This window comes from Candidatus Saccharimonadaceae bacterium ML1 (assembly GCA_030253535.1).
Lineage (GTDB): Bacteria > Patescibacteriota > Saccharimonadia > Saccharimonadales > Saccharimonadaceae > Saccharimonas > Saccharimonas epibionticum.
Genome location: CP124550.1, coordinates 758,220 through 775,537 on the forward strand (window position 1 = coordinate 758,220; position 17,318 = coordinate 775,537).

At 49.7% G+C, this 17,318-nt stretch carries 16 protein-coding genes and 1 pseudogene; 4 read left to right on the forward strand and 13 right to left on the reverse strand.

What is annotated here, in order from left to right; all coding sequences use genetic code 11:
• Nucleotides 1-68: 68 nt before the first annotated feature.
• From SEML1_RS03950 to SEML1_RS03975, 6 genes are all read right to left on the reverse strand, one after another.
• Complete coding sequence (locus SEML1_RS03950) at nucleotides 69-809, reverse strand: ABC transporter ATP-binding protein (protein ID WP_376753920.1); 741 nt, start codon at nucleotides 807-809, stop codon at nucleotides 69-71.
• Nucleotides 810-819: 10 nt separating this feature from the next.
• On the reverse strand, nucleotides 820-2,190 hold the full coding sequence (locus SEML1_RS03955) for an ABC transporter permease (protein ID WP_376753921.1): 1,371 nt from the start codon (nucleotides 2,188-2,190) through the stop codon (nucleotides 820-822).
• A 75-nt stretch (nucleotides 2,191-2,265) separates the two neighbouring features.
• Complete coding sequence (locus SEML1_RS03960) at nucleotides 2,266-4,446, reverse strand: YhgE/Pip family protein (protein ID WP_376753922.1); 2,181 nt, start codon at nucleotides 4,444-4,446, stop codon at nucleotides 2,266-2,268.
• A complete protein-coding gene (locus tag SEML1_RS03965) occupies nucleotides 4,443-4,880 on the reverse strand; it encodes an RrF2 family transcriptional regulator (protein ID WP_376753923.1) in 438 nt (145 codons plus the stop codon). The genes SEML1_RS03960 and SEML1_RS03965 overlap by 4 nt, the downstream gene beginning before the upstream one ends.
• 194 nt (nucleotides 4,881-5,074) lie before the next feature.
• Nucleotides 5,075-6,709, reverse strand: coding sequence for a chaperonin GroEL (groEL, locus tag SEML1_RS03970; protein ID WP_376753924.1), 1,635 nt, complete (start codon nucleotides 6,707-6,709; stop codon nucleotides 5,075-5,077).
• 4 nt (nucleotides 6,710-6,713) lie between these two features.
• Nucleotides 6,714-6,983, reverse strand: a complete 270-nt coding sequence (locus SEML1_RS03975) for a co-chaperone GroES (protein WP_376753925.1) — start codon at nucleotides 6,981-6,983, stop codon at nucleotides 6,714-6,716.
• Nucleotides 6,984-7,117: 134 nt separating this feature from the next.
• Between SEML1_RS03975 and SEML1_RS03980 the strand changes: the two genes are divergently transcribed.
• Nucleotides 7,118-7,384 (forward strand): hypothetical protein, encoded by a 267-nt coding sequence (locus SEML1_RS03980; RefSeq protein ID WP_376753926.1) that lies wholly within the window; start codon nucleotides 7,118-7,120, stop codon nucleotides 7,382-7,384.
• A 127-nt stretch (nucleotides 7,385-7,511) separates the two neighbouring features.
• On the opposite strand, the gene arcC is transcribed toward SEML1_RS03980, so the two are convergent.
• The 4 genes and pseudogenes from arcC to arcA all read right to left on the reverse strand — a co-directional run.
• Complete coding sequence (arcC, locus tag SEML1_RS03985; RefSeq protein WP_376753927.1) at nucleotides 7,512-8,459, reverse strand: carbamate kinase; 948 nt, start codon at nucleotides 8,457-8,459, stop codon at nucleotides 7,512-7,514.
• The gene (locus tag SEML1_RS03990) at nucleotides 8,459-10,024 is read right to left on the reverse strand and encodes a YfcC family protein (RefSeq protein ID WP_376753928.1); all 1,566 of its coding nucleotides are present in this window, start codon (nucleotides 10,022-10,024) and stop codon (nucleotides 8,459-8,461) included. The genes arcC and SEML1_RS03990 overlap by 1 nt, the downstream gene beginning before the upstream one ends.
• A 26-nt stretch (nucleotides 10,025-10,050) precedes the next feature.
• The gene (argF, locus tag SEML1_RS03995; protein WP_376754433.1) at nucleotides 10,051-11,028 is read right to left on the reverse strand and encodes an ornithine carbamoyltransferase; all 978 of its coding nucleotides are present in this window, start codon (nucleotides 11,026-11,028) and stop codon (nucleotides 10,051-10,053) included.
• Between the two features lie 138 nt (nucleotides 11,029-11,166).
• Nucleotides 11,167-12,402 (reverse strand): annotated as a pseudogene (gene arcA, locus SEML1_RS04000) (arginine deiminase); the annotation flags it as partial.
• Nucleotides 12,403-12,652: 250 nt separating this feature from the next.
• On the opposite strand from arcA, the gene SEML1_RS04005 reads away from it, so the two are divergent.
• Both SEML1_RS04005 and SEML1_RS04010 read left to right on the forward strand, forming a co-directional pair.
• On the forward strand, nucleotides 12,653-12,886 hold the full coding sequence (locus SEML1_RS04005; protein ID WP_376753929.1) for a hypothetical protein: 234 nt from the start codon (nucleotides 12,653-12,655) through the stop codon (nucleotides 12,884-12,886).
• 105 nt (nucleotides 12,887-12,991) lie between these two features.
• Nucleotides 12,992-14,077 carry a DUF475 domain-containing protein gene (locus SEML1_RS04010; protein ID WP_376753930.1) on the forward strand — a complete coding sequence of 362 codons (1,086 nt, stop codon included), beginning with the start codon at nucleotides 12,992-12,994 and terminating at the stop codon, nucleotides 14,075-14,077.
• Between the two features lie 62 nt (nucleotides 14,078-14,139).
• Here the strand turns inward: SEML1_RS04010 and SEML1_RS04015 are convergent, their stop codons facing one another.
• From SEML1_RS04015 to SEML1_RS04025, 3 genes are all read right to left on the reverse strand, one after another.
• Nucleotides 14,140-15,246 (reverse strand): ABC transporter permease, encoded by a 1,107-nt coding sequence (locus tag SEML1_RS04015; protein ID WP_376753931.1) that lies wholly within the window; start codon nucleotides 15,244-15,246, stop codon nucleotides 14,140-14,142.
• On the reverse strand, nucleotides 15,246-16,010 hold the full coding sequence (locus SEML1_RS04020; protein ID WP_376753932.1) for an ABC transporter ATP-binding protein: 765 nt from the start codon (nucleotides 16,008-16,010) through the stop codon (nucleotides 15,246-15,248). Before SEML1_RS04020 ends, SEML1_RS04015 begins: the two co-directional genes overlap by 1 nt.
• Nucleotides 16,011-16,100: 90 nt before the next feature.
• Nucleotides 16,101-16,532, reverse strand: a complete 432-nt coding sequence (locus SEML1_RS04025; RefSeq protein ID WP_376753933.1) for a hypothetical protein — start codon at nucleotides 16,530-16,532, stop codon at nucleotides 16,101-16,103.
• A 117-nt stretch (nucleotides 16,533-16,649) separates the two neighbouring features.
• On the opposite strand from SEML1_RS04025, the gene SEML1_RS04030 reads away from it, so the two are divergent.
• Entirely contained in the window at nucleotides 16,650-17,291 is a 642-nt protein-coding gene (locus SEML1_RS04030) for a CHAP domain-containing protein (protein ID WP_376753934.1), read from the forward strand.
• Nucleotides 17,292-17,318 lie beyond the last annotated feature (27 nt).

A 17,318-nucleotide genomic window follows, 5' to 3' on the forward strand; every position in this document is an offset into this window, starting at 1 on the left:
CTGCAACACGTAAAGGCAGCAGACAAAAGATACTCTGTCTGCTGCTATTACGTAAATACGCTATGCTATTAAACGTAATTTCGTGTTGCGCGTACCTTTTTCGGCACAGGTTTGGTTTCTTTCGCTCCGCCCGCCGGCACCGTTGAATGCTGAATGCGACCGTCTTTGATGCTAATCTGATAATCGCATTTGTTCGCCAAATCATTATCATGCGTAACAATCACAAGCGTAACGCCTTTCGTTTTATTGTAGCCAAATAGCAACTTCTCAACACGCGCGCCGGTTTCGCTGTCCAGATTTCCCGTCGGCTCGTCGGCAAAAATAATCTGCGGCTCATTCACAATCGCACGCGCAATCGCCAATCGCTGCTTTTGCCCGCCCGACAAATCACGGGCGCGGCTCTTTCGTTTTTCATACAAATCAACCGCCCGCAGCGCCGCATCAATTTTACCCGCCCGTTCGCCATACGGCACGTGCGCGATTTCGAGCGGTAGGCTCACGTTATCAAATACACTCTCATTACCCTCTACAAAGAAGCTCTGAAAGATGAAACCGATTTCGTTTGCACGGAATTGATCAACCTGCCGTGGTTTTAGCTTCAAAATATTACGCCCACCGACAAACACGCGACCTTTTTGCGGACGATCAAGCCCGCTCATGGCGTGCATCAGCGTCGACTTGCCGCTGCCGGATTTACCGAGAATCGCTACACTCGCGCCATCAGGAATCGCTAGCGTAATATTATGCAGCGCCGTGAATACATTGTGCTTTTTGCCGTATGTTTTCGTAACCTGTTGTAATTCAATCATCGCTTTCCTCCTACTCTGTCCTCAGTGCTTCTATCGGGTCAAGTTTCGCTGCTTTGCGGCTCGGGAAAAATCCAGCAAGCATCGCCACCACAACCAATAATACTAACACGATGATGCCGGCGCTCGGCGTGAAAATAAGCAGGTGATTTTTGCCAAGACCAATAGCATTACTGATAGCCGGATTAAGCGCCGCGCCCGTTATCCACGCGAGTAAAATACCGACTGCGCCGCCGAAGAAGCCGATCCACGCCGATTCGTAACGGAACAATTTGCCGATATCGCGGCGGCTCGCGCCGAGCGCTTTCATCAGCCCGATTTGCTGCGTGCGTTCCAGTACCGAAATATACTGCGTATTCACAATTCCAAACACGCTTACAATCAGAGCAAGCACGCCGAAGCTTAAAACAATTGTCTGAAGAATGTTCACAAACCGGAACAGCATCTGCTGCGCATCTCTCGCCGTCATTGCATGAAAACCAGATTTTTCAAGCGACTCTTTGGCGGTATCTGGCGATATACCATCAGCTGTTGTCGCAGTAACCGTCAAATATTTCTGATATGCATCAGTGCCGACCGTACTAAATTCGCTAATTTCTTTTGCCGAGCTTGGAGCAATAGAAATACTTGATTGATTCGCCATCTGATCCGGCGACTTCTTTGTCACCGCTACAATCGTAAATTCCTTGCGCAACTCTTTTGGCTCAACGAGCGTCCTAACCGCCGCTTCGCCGCCTTCGGCGTACGCCTTGGCTATCACTTGATTGTCGACTTTTTGCGGCGTCTGCGCTACTACAACAGTTAATTTTTTCCCAATGATATCGTGCGGGCGTCTCACGCCAAGCGTCTCCAGATACGATTCCGGAAGTACCGCTTCGCCAGCTTTAAGCTCAACGCCCGCGTCAAGCGATTTACCGGCGGAAGTCTCAGTGCGGATTGAATTATCGCGCATCATCACGTTAGCGATATATTTTTTGTCTTTCACGTTGCTAAAGCTGACATATTTTGGCTGCAATTGATACAATGGCTCAACATCCTTAATCTGTTTATTTTGGCGCAATTTATCAATATCCGCCTGCGTCACCGACTCGTAGTCTTGTCCGTAATACGAGGTTGCATTTGGGTTATACTCGCGCAAATCCGACGCCGCACCTGTTGTCACTCCTCCTGCGACAAGTTTTTTATCTTTAGTAATAATTAGCCCCTTAGGATTGATATTATTCGCGATAATACGGTCAATATATTGCCGCGCACCTTCGCCGGCCATCAAGCTCACCGTAATTGCAAAACCGCCGACACTGATCGCGAGAACAGTGAGGATGGTACGCATACGTGCATGCCGCAGATTTCGACCGGCACGCTTGATGATGTCAATTCGTCTCATGAAATACCTTTCATTTACTACTATTACTATAAGTAATAGTTTATACAAGGTACTATAACTAGTCAAGCAGTAACGTCACGACGCCTGCGTTGCCTCATGCCTAAAATGCTTCATGCCGTGACAACGTAAGAATACAACTAGTAATATATTCGCTGCCACTAAAAATATTGTTAGTATCGATATACTTCGCCAAAACATGTCCTGCCCTAAGCCGCCAGATATTGCTTCGCGAAAAGCGCGGATTGAATACGTCATCGGCACAAACGGATTAATTGCTTGGAACAGAGCAGGCGATAGACTGATCGGAAAAACACCTTCAGCAGAGCCAAGCTGTAATACAAGTAGTAACATCGCCAAGAAACGCCCAACGTTATCAAGCGCAATCGCGAGTAGCGCCACGATTGACATAAAGGTTAGCGATGTTACAATTGACAATCCGACAAATTGTGCCGGGTGTGCTACATGAAGTCCCAACCCAAATACCATCACCGCGTCAAGCACCAATGCTTGCGCCACGCTCTCAAGTGCCAACACCGATATTTTTGCCAACCACCACGAACGTGCATTTTTCGGCGTACTATAAAATCCGCGAATCGGATAAATTACGCAAAATGCCAACGCACCGACAAATAGCCCAAGTGATAGTACGTACGGTGACAGCGCGTTACCATAGTTTGGCACGTCACCCTGCACGTGATGATTGGCGGCAACGGGTGATACGATTTGCCGCACCGTCTGATCGCCTATTGGTTGCAATGCAAGCTGATTTGCTGCTTTGGCCAATTTACCGGACAATTCGCTTGTAGCAGATGCGAGCTGCGCTGAACCATCCGTAAGAGCACCAGAGTTTGCTGTTAGCTGTTTTACACCAGATGATAGCCGGCTACTACCAGATCGCGCATCGGCCAGTCCCTGCATCAGCACTGCTGCGCCATTTGATAGCTGCACTGAACCGCGGGACAATGTCGTGTAGCCATTGAGTGCCGACACTAGATTAGGTGAAAGGGTATTAACACCGGTATTTAGCGTGCTAACGCCAGCACGTAAGGCTTGTTGCTGCTTGGTGATAGTAAACTGTAAGTTCTCTAAATGAGTTTTTAGTCTTGCGCCGGATTCTGCAGCACTTTTTACCAACTCCCCTTGACGCGACTGCAGTGCTACAACATCAGCTGCCACACTGTCAACCTCAGCAGCCGCACCCACGCCTACTGCCGCCACGCGCTGCTTTAACGCTGCTAGTTTACATTCAACTTTTGAAAACGACGCCGCAGAGTTAGTGATATAAACCGGACACTGCGCTGGATCCAGCGGTGCAAGCGTAACGCTGAGCTGCGTCAGGTTACTTGTAAGCATCTGAGATTCTTTCGTAATTTCTGCTGCTAGCTTTACTGCTTCCGGATTATTCGCGCTAACCTGCACCGCTAGCGTATTCATACCATTTTGCACCTGCTTCGTACCAGCGATCAGCTGATCGACTTGGTTCTTTGCCGGCAAACGTTTTTGTAGTTGCAATAGTCCATCTGTAAGTGCTACTGAACCAGTATGTAACTGCGACAAACCGTTCTGGAGTGAATCCGCTCCCGCTGACAGTTGCCCGACGCCGCGCGTATACACCGCCAATCCACCCGCCAGCCGATCGCTACCGCCATGTAGTGCAGCTGCACCTGCCGACGCTTGCGATAACCCCGTACCAAGTTCGCCAACCTGCGCCATCACTGCGCTCACATATGCGGTGCTAACTTTAGCAGAGACAGATCGCACAACCTGCTGTGCCGCTTGATTGCTAATCACCGAGCCTACAAAATTACGCGACGGGGTTGTCGTGTACTCAACAACGCTCTGTTGCGGCGACGATGTTGTAACTGTCGCTGCTTTTGCCGAAAAATCGCGCGGAATCGTAATACGCATATAATAAGCACCGTCGTTCAAGCCTTTCGTTGCTTCGTCTGCCGATACAAACTCCCACTTCATGCTATGATTATGCTTTAGATTATCAACCGTTTGCTGCCCGATTTGTACAAAGTTGCCGTTTAGCACCGCGCCTTGATCTTCATTCACGACGGCGACCGGCAAATGCTCAGTGCTGCCATACGGATCCCACACGCTACCAAGAAAAAATCCGCCATACAAAATCGGAATAATTGACAATGCGATGCACGAAATTAACAGCATACGGTTATGCCGCAAATTCGCCCATTCGGCACGGACCGCATCGCGCCGGTCGCGCAATTTTGCTTTTATTTTTTCAGTCATCATACTTCTCCTTTGAGCGCGTCGTCGATAATTTCTTGCATCGTCACGTTAGACAAGCTGCGCCGCCACGCCAATTCCGCTTCGTGCATTTTTTCCTGCACCACAGACATGCCTTTTTCAACAGCGCGGCGACGGTTCTTAAACACGCGTTCAACAACGCCCGCTGGCTGGAAAAACGGTTCATTGCCCTCAATCGCCTCAACGACCATCAACAGCGTAATTAGCCGCATCGGCCGCGCCAATACAAATCCGCCTTTTGCACCAGGCTCGGACAAAATTAGCTCCGCAACGACCAACCGACGCGTAATTTTTGCCAAATACGACGGCGATACCGCCATGCGCTCGCTCAATTCGGCGTTAGTAATAGGGGATAGGTTGCGCGACGCAATAAGCGCCAAAATACAACACGCTTGTTCAGTCGCTGTCGACAGTTTCACGGGGACGATACTCCAATCATCGATAAGTTATATCCATAATCCATGATACGCAATTTACTAAAAAAGTCAACCGCCTATTTATCATTTCGCGCCCGTAGATAAATTCATGCGCCATAAAGAAAGCCCCCTGCTTCACTAGGGGACTTTCTTACTATTTTTGAGCTAGTAGCTTTTTCCGCGCCCAGAGGAGCGTTCTACATGTATCCGCCCATACCGCCCATGTCCGGCGTACTTGGAGCTTCTTTTTCCGGCACATCAACCACTAATGCGCCCATTGTCATTGCCGTACCGGCGATTGAGGCGGCATTCTGCAATGCCTCTTTCGTGACGCGCACCGGATCAACGACACCGCTCTTCTTTAGGTCAATTAGCTCGGTCGGGTGATTCACGTCAATACCCTGCCCTGCCTTAGCCTTACGCACTTGTGGCAACCACTCGTCAGCGTTCAAACCGGAGTTTGCAAGCAGAATACGGAACGGCTGCTCCAACGCATTTACAAGCAACTTCTCGCCTGCCGCGACCGACGCGTCTTTACTGCCTGCATATTTGTAGTTGCCAGCCAAATCAACCAGCGTCACGCCGCCGCCCGGCACGATTCCCTCGGCAAGCGCTGCCTTAACTGCTGCGACCGCGTCGTCGACGCGATATTTCTTCTCTTCAATTTCCGTCTCAGTCGCACCACCAACCTTAATCACTGCAACTTCGCCCGTCAACGCTGCCTGGCGCTTTAGCAGGTTATTGCGCGTGTAGTCGCTTGACGTCTCTTCAACTTGTACGTCAATTTGGTCGACGCGCGCCTGCACTTCACTCTTGCTGCCTGCGCCTTCAACGATCGTCGTCACGTCTTTTGTAGCGATAACTTTACGCGCTGAACCGATCACGTCGCTGCCAACGTTGTCAAACGCCATGCCTGTGTCGTCAGTAATAACTTTTGCACCAACCAATGCCGCGATGTCATACAGTACATCTTTGTCGCTCGGCGCTTTGATCGCGAGCGTGTTGAACGAACCTTTCAAACGGTTCAGCACCAGCAAGCTAAGTGCTTCGCCATCTACATCATCAGCAATCAGCACCAAATCCTTCTTACCGCTTTGCGCAATCATCTCAAGCAACGGCACAAATTCTTGCGCTGACGAAACTTTCTTGTCAGTCACCACAACCGCCGGCTTGTCATACACTGCTTCCATGCGCTTTGGATCAGTCACCATGTATGGACTGATGAACCCGCGCTGCACTGTAAAGCCTTCAACGACTTCGCTTTCCAATTCCAGACCGCGCCCTTCTTCAACTGTCACGATACCATTTGGGCCGATCTTGTCCATCACATCGGCGATCAGCGCGCCAATCGCTTCGTCGCCCGCCGAAATCGTCGCAACTTCCGCTACGCGCTTTTTATCGCCTTTAATGTCTTCCGATAATTTAGTCAATTCTTTAGTAATTTCAACCGCAGCGCGCTCCAATCCTTTGCGCAGCAGCATCGGATTGTGTCCGGCGGCAATCAATTTGTTCGCTTCGTGCAGAATATGATAGGTCAATACTGTCACCGTTGTCGTACCGTCGCCCGCGACGTCATTCATCTTGTTGGCGGCTTGTTTAATCAGCTCAGCACCGACCTTAAAACCAAGCGTTTCATCATCGACATCAGCGATGTCAATACTCTTCGCCACCGTTACACCGTCGTGCGTCACACTTGGACCACCATAACTTTTCCCGACTACAACGTTACGCCCTTTCGGACCCATCGTAGTCTTGACTGCGTTATATAGTACTGCCGCTCCGCCTAACACGCGGCGACGTGCATCTTCATCGTAAAAAACTTTTTTCGCCATATATTTACTCCTCTACTGTTGCGAGGATATCCTCGTCTTTGATAATCAAATATTCTTCCTTGTCAAGCTTGATCGTTGTTGCCGCGTAATTTTTATACACAACCTTTTGATCATTCTTCACGTCTTTAACGTCCGACCCGACAGCGATAACCTTCGCCGCCTCTGACTTTTCTTGAGCCGATTCAGGGAGCAGAATCCCACTCGCAGTTTTACTCGGTTTCTTCTCCTTGACGGCGACAACGAAGTGCGCCATCGGCTTGATCGGTGAACTCATTAATTACCCCTTTCGTGTTAACTGGCACTCTCTATGTACGAGTGCTATTTCTAGCACTCAGTATATACGAGTGCTAGAAAATGTGCAAGAGGTTTTACAAAAATAATTTCGAGTTCCTAATGTATACTATAAGTATGAGCACGGTAGCTACCCTGAAACGATTAGCGCATATCATATATCGTGCTATGATAGTCGCCGCGATTGCGGCGATGGCGTGGCACATCCACTGGCTGCACAAAGACCAAGAATTTAAGCAGCTGCAAATTGACTTAACGACAGCACGCTTAAACAATCTGAAAGAGTGCCACCTGCACGATGACGCCGAATGCCCCGAGGGTAAATATAGCAATTCTGCAGAAATCATTGAGAAGATGAAAGCAAACGCAGGCAGCTGGTTTTAATTACATTACGCCGTTTTGTCTAAATTTCATCTTTCACACGTCACATCTAGCATGCCCAGGATCTAACAATCAACCAAAATAGCGGCTAACTCGGCCGCTATTTTAGAAACTTTCGATTTTGCTTCGCCTAGCTTTCGATAATTGTACCGACTTGCCCGTCAAGCGCGTCGCTTGCATGCTCAAGGCTCGCAATAATAGCGCGGCGGCCTGGTTTTTGCGCGAATTTCATTGCTGCTTGCACTTTCGGCAACATACTGCCCGGCGCAAACTGGCCAGCGTCCACGTACCTTTGCATTTCCTGCACTGTTGTGCGCCCGATCGCACGCGCCGTCGGTTTGCCGTAATCAACCATCGCGTTATCGACTGCCGTCAAAATCACTAGCGCTTCCGCATCAACCGCATCGGCAACAACTGCCGCGGTGAAGTCTTTATCGACAACTGCCTCAACACCCTCAAGTCCTTCATCTGTAGTTTCAACAACCGGCACGCCACCACCGCCGCCCGTAATAACTGTCACGCCAGCGTCAAGCATCGCCTTCACCGTATATTCTTCAACAATCCGCAGCGGCTTCGGCGACGGTACAACGCGGCGCCACCCGCGCCCAGCGTCTTCCTTGAATACGAAGCCCCTGCCGTTTGCCGCAGCGCTAGCGTCGTCTTTCGTTTTGTAGAATACGCCGATCGGTTTCGTCGGGTCTTTAAATGCTGGATCATCTTTGTCGACAACAACCTGCGTCACAACTGTCGACGCAACACTATGCATATGGCGGCGGCTAAACTCATCAATCAGCGCCTGCTGCAGCCAAAATCCGATCGCGCCCTGGCTCATCGCAACGCACGTATCAAGCGGAAACGTCGGCACTTCCGCCGTGTTAATTGATTCCTCGTGCAGAACAATATTGCCGACTTGCGGACCATTACCGTGCACGATTACCAATCGATACCCGTTCAAAATCAACGGCACCAGATGGCGCGCCGTCGCATCGGCAACACGCTGCTGCGCGTGCGCCGACGCTTCGCCTTGTTTTTGCAGGGCATTGCCGCCCAGTGCAACGACAACTGTTTTCCGGTTCATCAATGAATCATCCCGAACAACGCGATCACAACGAGGCTAATCGCGGCAAAGATTATCATAATCGGCAGCGTGCGCTTCAACCAGGTGCGGTACGATACGCCAGCGAGTGCTAGCCCGCCCATCAGCGACGCGATCGTTGGCGCCATCATATTAAGTACGCCAGACGCTGTCGCGAAAGCCGCCACAACAACTTCTTTACCGACGCCAACCAGCTCGGCCACTGGTGCAATAACCGGCATCGTTGCTGCCGCCAAACCAGATGATGACGGGATGATAAATGACATTGGCAGGAAGAAGATGTACGCCAACACGCCAACGAATCCTTGCCCGACATGTTTCAGCGAATTTTCACCCCAGCTGATAATTGTGTCTTGAATACCGCCGCTCTGCATAACAACGCCGACGCCCGCTGCTACCGCGATAATAAGGGCGACGCTTAGCAGGTCAGCCGAACCTTTCAGGAACGCATCAACGACAAACACTTCCTCTTTTTTGAATTGACGGTAGTAAATCGTTGCAATCACGATTGTTGAAATCAAGAATAGCGCCGAAATTTCATTGAAATACCAGTCGCCAAACGGAAGCGAATGTCCGATACCGAACAATGCGCCAACTACCGGCACGTCGCTTGCCGCAGTATACAAGTCTTTGAAGAGCGTCACGCCCCACTTCTCCCACGGCATAAGCGAAATTGTCATGCAGACAAATGTCAGCGCGAATACAATCATCACCGCAATACGCGAACGCGTAAACTTCGGCACGTTTGTCATATCAAGCGCCGTCGTCGCCGGCTTATAGCGCACGTCATCTTTGTAGTTGCCTTTTTTCACTTTCGCGGCGTAGCGCATCGTAAACACAATCGCCGCAACCAAACACAACAGCCAAATAATCGCCTGAACGCCAAGCACTTTGTCCAGCTCAACGCCGGCAGATTTCGCTGCAATACCTGTCGAAAATGGATTTAACGTCGAGCCAAGCACACCCGAGCCAGCGCCAAGCACAATCACCATTACCGCGGTCATCGCATTGTAGCCGGCTGCCATCATGATCGGCACGACAAGCGCATAAAACGCCACCGTTTCTTCTTGCATACCGTACGTTGTACCGCCGATCGAGAAGAATACCATCAAGATCGGAATAAGCCACTTCTCTTTGCCCTTCATCTTGCGGAGCAGCGCGCCAAGCGTCGCATCAAGCGCGCCGGTTTTCATCGTTACGCCCAAGAAGCCGCCGAGAATGAGAACGAACACGATAACATCAAGCTTCTCAGACATACCTTTGATCGGCGCGATAAAGGCATCCCACAGCCCTTGGCGACCATCATGCGTGACAGTGTTGCCGTCATCGTCTTTTTTCGGCTCGCCGCTATCGTCGAGATCGACGATTTTCTGTTTATCGACTTTCGAATACGTGCCTGATTCGCGATTGCCGTCTTTATCAAGTTTATATTGACCAGACGGGATAACCCACGTCAGCGTTGCCATTAGCGCAATCACGACGAACAATACGGTAAACGCCGATGGCGATCGCAGCTTCTTCTTAACTTTTTTAATTTTTTCTACCATGTTGGAGCCTCCTTCACTCCGTTATTTTACAGCGTCAACGCCATGACGGCCTTGATGGTATGCATGCGATTTTCAGCTTCGTCGAATACGACGCTATGTTTACTGCGGAAGACCTCGTCAGTCACTTCCATGCAATCCAGACCGTATTGATCGTGGATCTGCTGGCCGATCGTCGTATTCGTGTCGTGGAAGGACGGCAAGCAGTGCAAGAACTTCACGTTTAGATTGCGCGTCTGTTCAAGCATTGCGCGGTTGACTTGGTACGGCTTAAGGAGAGCGATGCGCTCAGCGAATTGATCTTCTTCGCCCATCGACGCCCACACATCGGTGTAAATTGCGTCTGCGCCCGCAAGCGCCTCGCCGTGATTATCAGTAACCATAATCTTCGCGCCGGTTTCTGCAGCGATCGCGCGCGCCGTTTCGAGGATTTCGCCGACCGGGTGCAATTCGCGCGGCGCCAGGATTCGGAAATCAACGCCCATTTTCGCCGAACCAATCAACAAGCTGTTCGCCATATTATTGCGCCCGTCACCGACAAACACCAGCTTCGCGCCTTTCAGCTTGCCGACATGTTCTTCAATCGTCATGAAGTCCGCCAAAATCTGCGTCGGGTGGAATGTGTCGGTCAAACCGTTCCACACCGGCACATTTGCAAATTCTGCCAAGCCTTCAACCGTCGAGTGCTTGAAGCCGCGGAATTCAATACCATCAAACATGCGGCCAAGTACCTTTGCCGTATCTTCAACCGATTCTTTCTTGCCGAGCTGAATATCATCTTTACCCAAGAACTCCGGCGCAACACCGAGGTCGTTTGCGGCAACCGTGAATGCGCAGCGCGTCCGCGTTGAGGTCTTTTCAAACAGTAGCGCGACCTGCTTACCTTCGTGCAAACGGTGCGCTTGACCATTTTTCTTTTGACGCTTTAATTCGTGCGCCGTATCAAGCATCAAGCGGATTTCGCTCGGCGTGAAATCTTTCAGCGTTAGAAATGACCGCCCGCGCAACTCGCGCGAGAGCGCCCACTTGCCGGATGGCACGGTATTTGGCTCTGTTTTTTCAATAAATCGCGGCGCAACCGCGCTTGGCATGTTTGCGACCGGAACGCTAACTCCGCGATTATCATTTACTTCAATGCGGTGCTTCAACTCTTCGCGCACCAGCGGCATACTCATACAGCGCGGACCGCCGCGACCGCGGCCAAGCTCCGAGCCAGAAATTTCAATCACTTCAACGCCAGCATCGCGCAGTTTTTGGTTCGTCACATAATTACGATCATATGTCACCACCACGCCTGGCGCGATCGCAAGCGTGTTGCTTCCGTCGTTCCATTGCTCGCGGGCTGCCGCGATTTCGTCGCCGCCGCCGCACTCAATCAGTGTAATTTTCGGAAGGCTAAGCGCTACGCGCAACGCATGCTCTAAGTCATTTTCGCGCGTAATCTTCGGGTATTTTTGTCCTTCGACTTTTTCCAGAATAAACAGATTCAAGTGTCCTTCAGCGTCGCGGATTTCCGGATGAATTGTGAACTTGTCATAGTCAATCATCGTGAACACCGTATCAAGGTGCATGAATGCATGGCTCTTTGGAATTTGCAGGGCAATAATTTTCTTAAATTCCGAGCCGGCAAACAAATTTGCCGCCATCGTTTCGATCGCTTCCGGTGTCGTACGCTCGCTAATACCGATTGCCATTGTTGTGCGATTCAAGATAAGCTCATCGCCGCCCTCCATTGAAAACTTCTCGTCGCGGTTATACCACACCGGAATATTTTTGCCGGCAAACCGCGGATGATGATCAATGATGTAACGCATAAATAGCGATTCGCGGCGCCGCGCCGGCCAGTGCATACGGTTAATCGTCAGCCCGCGCCCAATTGCCGCCGCTGGATCGCGCGTAAAGTACAAATTCGGCATCGGATCAAGATAGAATGGATAATGATCCTGCTCAACCATGTCATGCAGTTGCTCGCTATGCTCGGCTGGTAAGTTGATTTCGTCTTTACGTACGCCCGCCATGAGCTTGCGTACCATTTGGCGCGGCTCCATACCGAGCAAGTATTCTGCCAATGCCCTCGTAACGCGACGTTCGCCCTGTTTGCTCGCCGCAAGCATTTCATCGACAAACCGCCGCCGCACCGCGTCGTCCGCCAATGATTCTGCTGCCAGCTCGTCGAGATACAGCACCTCAATGCCGCGCTCACGCAACACGTTCGCGAACCGGTCGTGCTCTTCCTGTGCCACTTTCAGGTGCGGAATATCGTCGAATAACAAATCATGCAATGTTTCCGGCGTCAGATTTTCTAATTCTTCGCCCGGGCGATGCAGCAGCACCGTGCGAAGCCGTCCAATTTCCGATGTAATATAAATAGGTTCGTCCACCCTAACCCCCTGCGGTTGTGTATGTTAACTTGTTAATGCTTATATTGTAGCAGATTATACCACAGGCGCAAGCAATTAATTTTTATCACCAAAACTTGATTCACTCAACGAATCCAGAAAGAAGAATTAACTTAAATCAACAAAAAGAGCAACCCGCTAAGCTAGAATAAGTAGTGAAAATAAGCTTAATTTAGGAAGGAGCTGCCCCGAATGATTTAGCAGATATTCACTTTCCTAGGAGGCCACATATATGAAACATGATTTATTAACGCTCACCGATTCTCTTATCCTGCAAAAAGACGTTGACGACTTAGTTCGTTTACGTCATATTATCCTGGAGCTATACTCGTCTGAGTTTGAAGTTGAAAAACTAAGTCTGATTGAACTAAATGAATACATTGACGAAGCATGCGCCGCTTTGGAAGAAAATAAAGATCCCAAAGAAATCGTCAATCTAAAGATACGACAACTACAGAATTCATAGAATGTATTGCGTGCTAGTGCAATTGACGTACTCACCCCAGATAAACTCAAACACGCCGCTTGCCGGCTCTAGATTTTTCTTGTAAAAAGCCGTATGATAGCTCGTATGAAAAAATTACTGCACGCTCATCATCCATTTCGTATTTTCCTCGTCTCCGCCCTATTGACAATTGGGCTGGGCGCGTGGACGGTGTACAATAAAGGACTTGAAGCCCTCTGGCTGTTTGTCGTGCTCGTTCTCCTTGAGGTGACCTTCAGTTTTGACAATGCCGTTATTAATAGCCGCATCCTAGCGCGCATGTCAAAGTTCTGGCAAACGATGTTTTTAACAGTTGGGATTATCACTGCGGTGTTTGTAGTGCGATTCATTTTACCGATCGTCATCGTTATGTTATCAAGCCAACATGATTTTATAAATGTGCTTCATATGGCGCTTCATCAACCAGCAGCCTATAGTGCCACATTGCATAGCGCCGCGCCAATTATTAATGCATTCGGCGGTACGTTTCTTTTGATGATTGGCATTAGCTATTTCATGGATCGTAATAAAGATCTCTACTGGCTTGAGCGAATCGAAAAGATGATGTCGCGGTTCGGGCGCTACGAAGTGTTTAAGGTGTTCGTAATGTTGCTCGTCGCAATGGGGCTGTACGCCACTGCCGACCCAGCGCATCGTGAAGCAATTTTGGCGGCATCAGTGCTCGGCACGCTTGTACATTTAGCGCTTGAGTTGTTTGGCGATTACTTCTCAGCGCGGCAATCGCACGCTAGAGTATTAACCGGCATGGCGGCATTTGCTTCGTTCGTTTATCTCGACATTCTCGACGCTTCATTTTCGCTTGACGGTGTAATCGGCGCCTTTGCGATTACCAACGACGTGATTTTAATCATCGCAGGACTAGGCGCCGGCGCATTATGGGTGCGGTCGCTAACGGTGTACTTGACGCGAACAAACAAGCTTGCCAAGTATCGCTATCTAGAACACGGCGCACACTGGGCGATTTTAGCACTCGGCGTTGTTATGCTCGTAAAACTTTACCATGTCGATCCGCCGGAGTGGTTCGTCGGTTCAATCGGACTTATCTTTATTGCCACTGCAATTGGTTCAAGTGTACTCGAAAAGACTTATGCCGACCACCGTAAAAAACGCTCAATCGCTCAAAAAATCAAAACGCGCTTGATTGGAAGATAACACGAACTGTCATTACGCAGCGGATAAATTTTGATACTATCGGCTCCGGGGCTATCGCTAAGTTATTCCCAGCGAAACACGCGCGTCGAAATGAAATACACGACGACCGTCACGCTGAATACCACCAACACTTGCCCGCTCACCGCAAATAAACTAGCATTCTCTGCCATAATCAACCGGAAACCGTCAACTACCGATGCCATCGGAATGAACTGCGAAATCCCCCGCAGCCACTCTGGAAACAGATAGCTCGGGAAGAACGCGCCAGATAAAAACATCATTGGGGACGATACGATATTCGTGAGCGCTGACGATTGATTTTCATTCTTCGCCCACGAACCCATGAGCAGCCCCAGGCTTACCATCATCGCCGCCGCCAGCATGAGAAACAAACTAAACGTTAACCAATCGCCGCGCATTTGAAAGCGGAACATCAAGTGCCCAACCAGCAACATCGATGCTGCGCTCAGTAAGGAAATCATTGTATAGACGATCATCGTCGCCAAGATTAACTGTCCTGACGTAAACGGCGCCGCCCGCAGCCGCCGATATGCGCCCTTTTGCTTCTCTGTCGGCATTTGATTCGCCAATCCAAAGATACCCATGCTCATCAAACTGAATGCTAGTAGTCCGGTAAACGTATAATCAAATGTTTTCAATGCTTTATCGCCCACCGCCTGCGACGCTACCTTTAGCGGCGCTTCCGGCTGCCCCATACCTTTGTTGATGCCGTCTGCTACCTGCGTCATCACAGCGCTCAGCGTGCTACCAGCTTGATCCGAACCTTTTGCATAGAGTACATTAATCGTACCGCTCGGACGATGGTCGGCGCCGGGCTTGCCAAAATCCACCGGCAGCTCAATAATACCGTCCAGCTGCGAGCGCTTCATTTTTTCCTTTGCTTCATCCATGCCGCTGACATCCTGGATTTTCAGCACCGAAACATCGCCCTTCTTGGCGTTCTCGACAAATTGTTTGGCGAACCGGCTATCAGAATGATTGATAATCGCAACTTTTAGCGACGCTGATTGGTTATTGAAAATCGTGCCGAACACCAGCAAAAAAATCAGCGGAAACAAAAAGGTAAAAAACAGCGCTATTTTATCGCGCATAATGCGCTTCGCTATCGCCACTACTTGACCAAATACGCCCGTCCAGTATGCTTTCATCAGTCTCGAATCGCCTTTCCTGTTAAATCAATGAATACGTCTTCTAAATTCGCCTGCTCGACGACCTGTTTTTTCTTGAAACCGCGCGCGAGGAGCGCCTCAATCAAATTATGCGGCGTATCAGTCGTCAAAATCTTGCCGTTGTCCATGATCGCCAGCCGGTCGCACAAAACTTCCGCTTCGTCCATATAATGCGTCGTCAATATGATTGTCATACCTTCACTGCGGATCTGTTTGATCAAGTCCCACATGTTGCGGCGCGCCTGCGGGTCAAGTCCGGTCGTCGGCTCATCGAGAAACAATACTTTTGGCGTATTCACTAGTGTTGAGGCAATAGCAAACCGCTGCTTTTGCCCGCCGGAAAGCTGCTCAACATAGCTTTTCGCTTTGTCGATCAGTTGAACTTTTTCAAGCAATTTATCGGCGTTCACCCGCGTACCATATAGGCTTGCGAACATTTTCAGTTGTTCGCGCAAATTCAGCTTGTCGTAAAAGCTGGTCGCCTGCAGCTGGATGCCGATGATATGTTTAATTTTCTTTGGTTGTTTGGCAACATCAATGCCGTCAATAGTCGCCTGTCCGCCATCAATCGGTCGAAGCGCCTCAAGCATCTCAAGCGTCGTCGTTTTGCCGGCGCCATTCGGCCCGAGAATACCGAAAATCTCGCCCTCACCCACGCTAAACGACACGCCGTCTACCACGTTTGTGCCGCCATACGTTTTCACTAGCTCGTTTGCCTCGACAATTTGTTTCGTCTGCGTCATGGTCTTCCTATAGCTCTGCCTCTATTCACTTTAGTATATTACTCCTTTCTCGAAAGCATAGCAAGCAGTTACTTCAATATCGGTTTATACCTACGGTTTCGCAGTTGTCTTAATGTCAGCATGCTGCTGTCGATACTCGTCGATAAGAGCGATGTCGCGCACGTCCTTTTCTCTCGCGTGATCACACTTCCATTCGTGCATTGACTCAAGGCTCCAATAAGGTATTTCGTCGATATACACCGCGCTTTCGCGCATCGTTTCTAAATCATTACCAAACCAGTCCACCATAATTTCAAAGCGACCGATAGATATATAATCAGAACCGTCTTCGTGCTGTTGTATCTTATAATTCTGGTGCTTAAGATTGTTAAAAACATCGTGCGATACAAGCAGGTCGATATCACCCGCCGCGCGTATACCAAGCGTATCAAGCAGTCCGCTGCCGACTACCATGAAACTGCCGTCTGGGAGTGATAATTGTGATATAGCCTTTTTAATATCCATAGGAAACCGTTTCGACATATTTAGATAACGTATTATAGCGGTTTTCAAATAATATATGTTATACCACTACCACCATAGAGTAATTCATATCCACCGAAAGTGCAAAACATCACGAAATATGCCATACTTATAATTATGCAGCAATTACAGCACGCAGCGGCGAACAAGCAACGAATGACGAAGCGTATCGCTATATACGCGTGTTTCATAGTATTCCTAGTTATTGGCGTGATTGTTTATCTATGGACGCCGGCGCGGCAGCGCGTACAATCAATTATGACTGTGGCGACACTTGATCGTTCGCCTGGGCAAATGCAGTTTCCCAACATTAATACGAGCGAACTTAGTCCGGCACGGCAGCGGATAATCCAGATTGCCCGTAGTGAATTTACCGCGCAAGCCGACGGCACAAAATACAGCCAAGGTAGCCATGAGCCGTGGTGCGCCGATTTTGTCAGTTGGGTTATGAATCAAGCAGGTGTACCGCTGAAAAATCCGCATACGGGTAGCTGGCGTATTCCTGGCACATTCACGCTGCGCGAATATTATCAGGCGGCAGGACGATTCAAGCCAGCGGACTCCGGCTATGTACCGCAGGCGGGTGACGTAGCGATCTACCGCAATTCACCTGTATTTGGCGACCACACGCATATCGTGCTTGATTATAATAAAGGCGCGCTCGTCACCGTTGGCGGCAACGAAGCAAACCGCGTGCGCGTCATGACGAACACCGGTAAGCGCTATGAAGGATTACTTGGTTATGGTGTGCCAGAGTAGCAGGCAAAGTTACCGTAAAATTACTTC

What these genes read in the sequence shown, in the direction of transcription:
- SEML1_RS03975 (WP_376753925.1), bottom strand. Translation starts at nt 6,983, where the DNA reads ATGAGTTCACCGATCAAGCCGATGGCGCACTTCGTTGTCGCCGTCAAG.
- SEML1_RS03980 (WP_376753926.1), top strand. Translation starts at nt 7,118, where the DNA reads ATGAGCACGGTAGCTACCCTGAAACGATTAGCGCATATCATATATCGT.
- groEL (WP_376753924.1), bottom strand. Translation starts at nt 6,709, where the DNA reads ATGGCGAAAAAAGTTTTTTACGATGAAGATGCACGTCGCCGCGTGTTA.
- SEML1_RS03955 (WP_376753921.1), bottom strand. Translation starts at nt 2,190, where the DNA reads ATGAGACGAATTGACATCATCAAGCGTGCCGGTCGAAATCTGCGGCAT.
- SEML1_RS03950 (WP_376753920.1), bottom strand. Translation starts at nt 809, where the DNA reads ATGATTGAATTACAACAGGTTACGAAAACATACGGCAAAAAGCACAAT.
- SEML1_RS04005 (WP_376753929.1), top strand. Translation starts at nt 12,653, where the DNA reads ATGAAACATGATTTATTAACGCTCACCGATTCTCTTATCCTGCAAAAA.
- SEML1_RS04030 (WP_376753934.1), top strand. Translation starts at nt 16,650, where the DNA reads ATGCAGCAATTACAGCACGCAGCGGCGAACAAGCAACGAATGACGAAG.
- SEML1_RS04020 (WP_376753932.1), bottom strand. Translation starts at nt 16,010, where the DNA reads ATGACGCAGACGAAACAAATTGTCGAGGCAAACGAGCTAGTGAAAACG.
- SEML1_RS04025 (WP_376753933.1), bottom strand. Translation starts at nt 16,532, where the DNA reads ATGTCGAAACGGTTTCCTATGGATATTAAAAAGGCTATATCACAATTA.
- SEML1_RS04010 (WP_376753930.1), top strand. Translation starts at nt 12,992, where the DNA reads ATGAAAAAATTACTGCACGCTCATCATCCATTTCGTATTTTCCTCGTC.
- arcC (WP_376753927.1), bottom strand. Translation starts at nt 8,459, where the DNA reads ATGAACCGGAAAACAGTTGTCGTTGCACTGGGCGGCAATGCCCTGCAA.
- SEML1_RS04015 (WP_376753931.1), bottom strand. Translation starts at nt 15,246, where the DNA reads ATGAAAGCATACTGGACGGGCGTATTTGGTCAAGTAGTGGCGATAGCG.
- SEML1_RS03990 (WP_376753928.1), bottom strand. Translation starts at nt 10,024, where the DNA reads ATGGTAGAAAAAATTAAAAAAGTTAAGAAGAAGCTGCGATCGCCATCG.
- SEML1_RS03960 (WP_376753922.1), bottom strand. Translation starts at nt 4,446, where the DNA reads ATGATGACTGAAAAAATAAAAGCAAAATTGCGCGACCGGCGCGATGCG.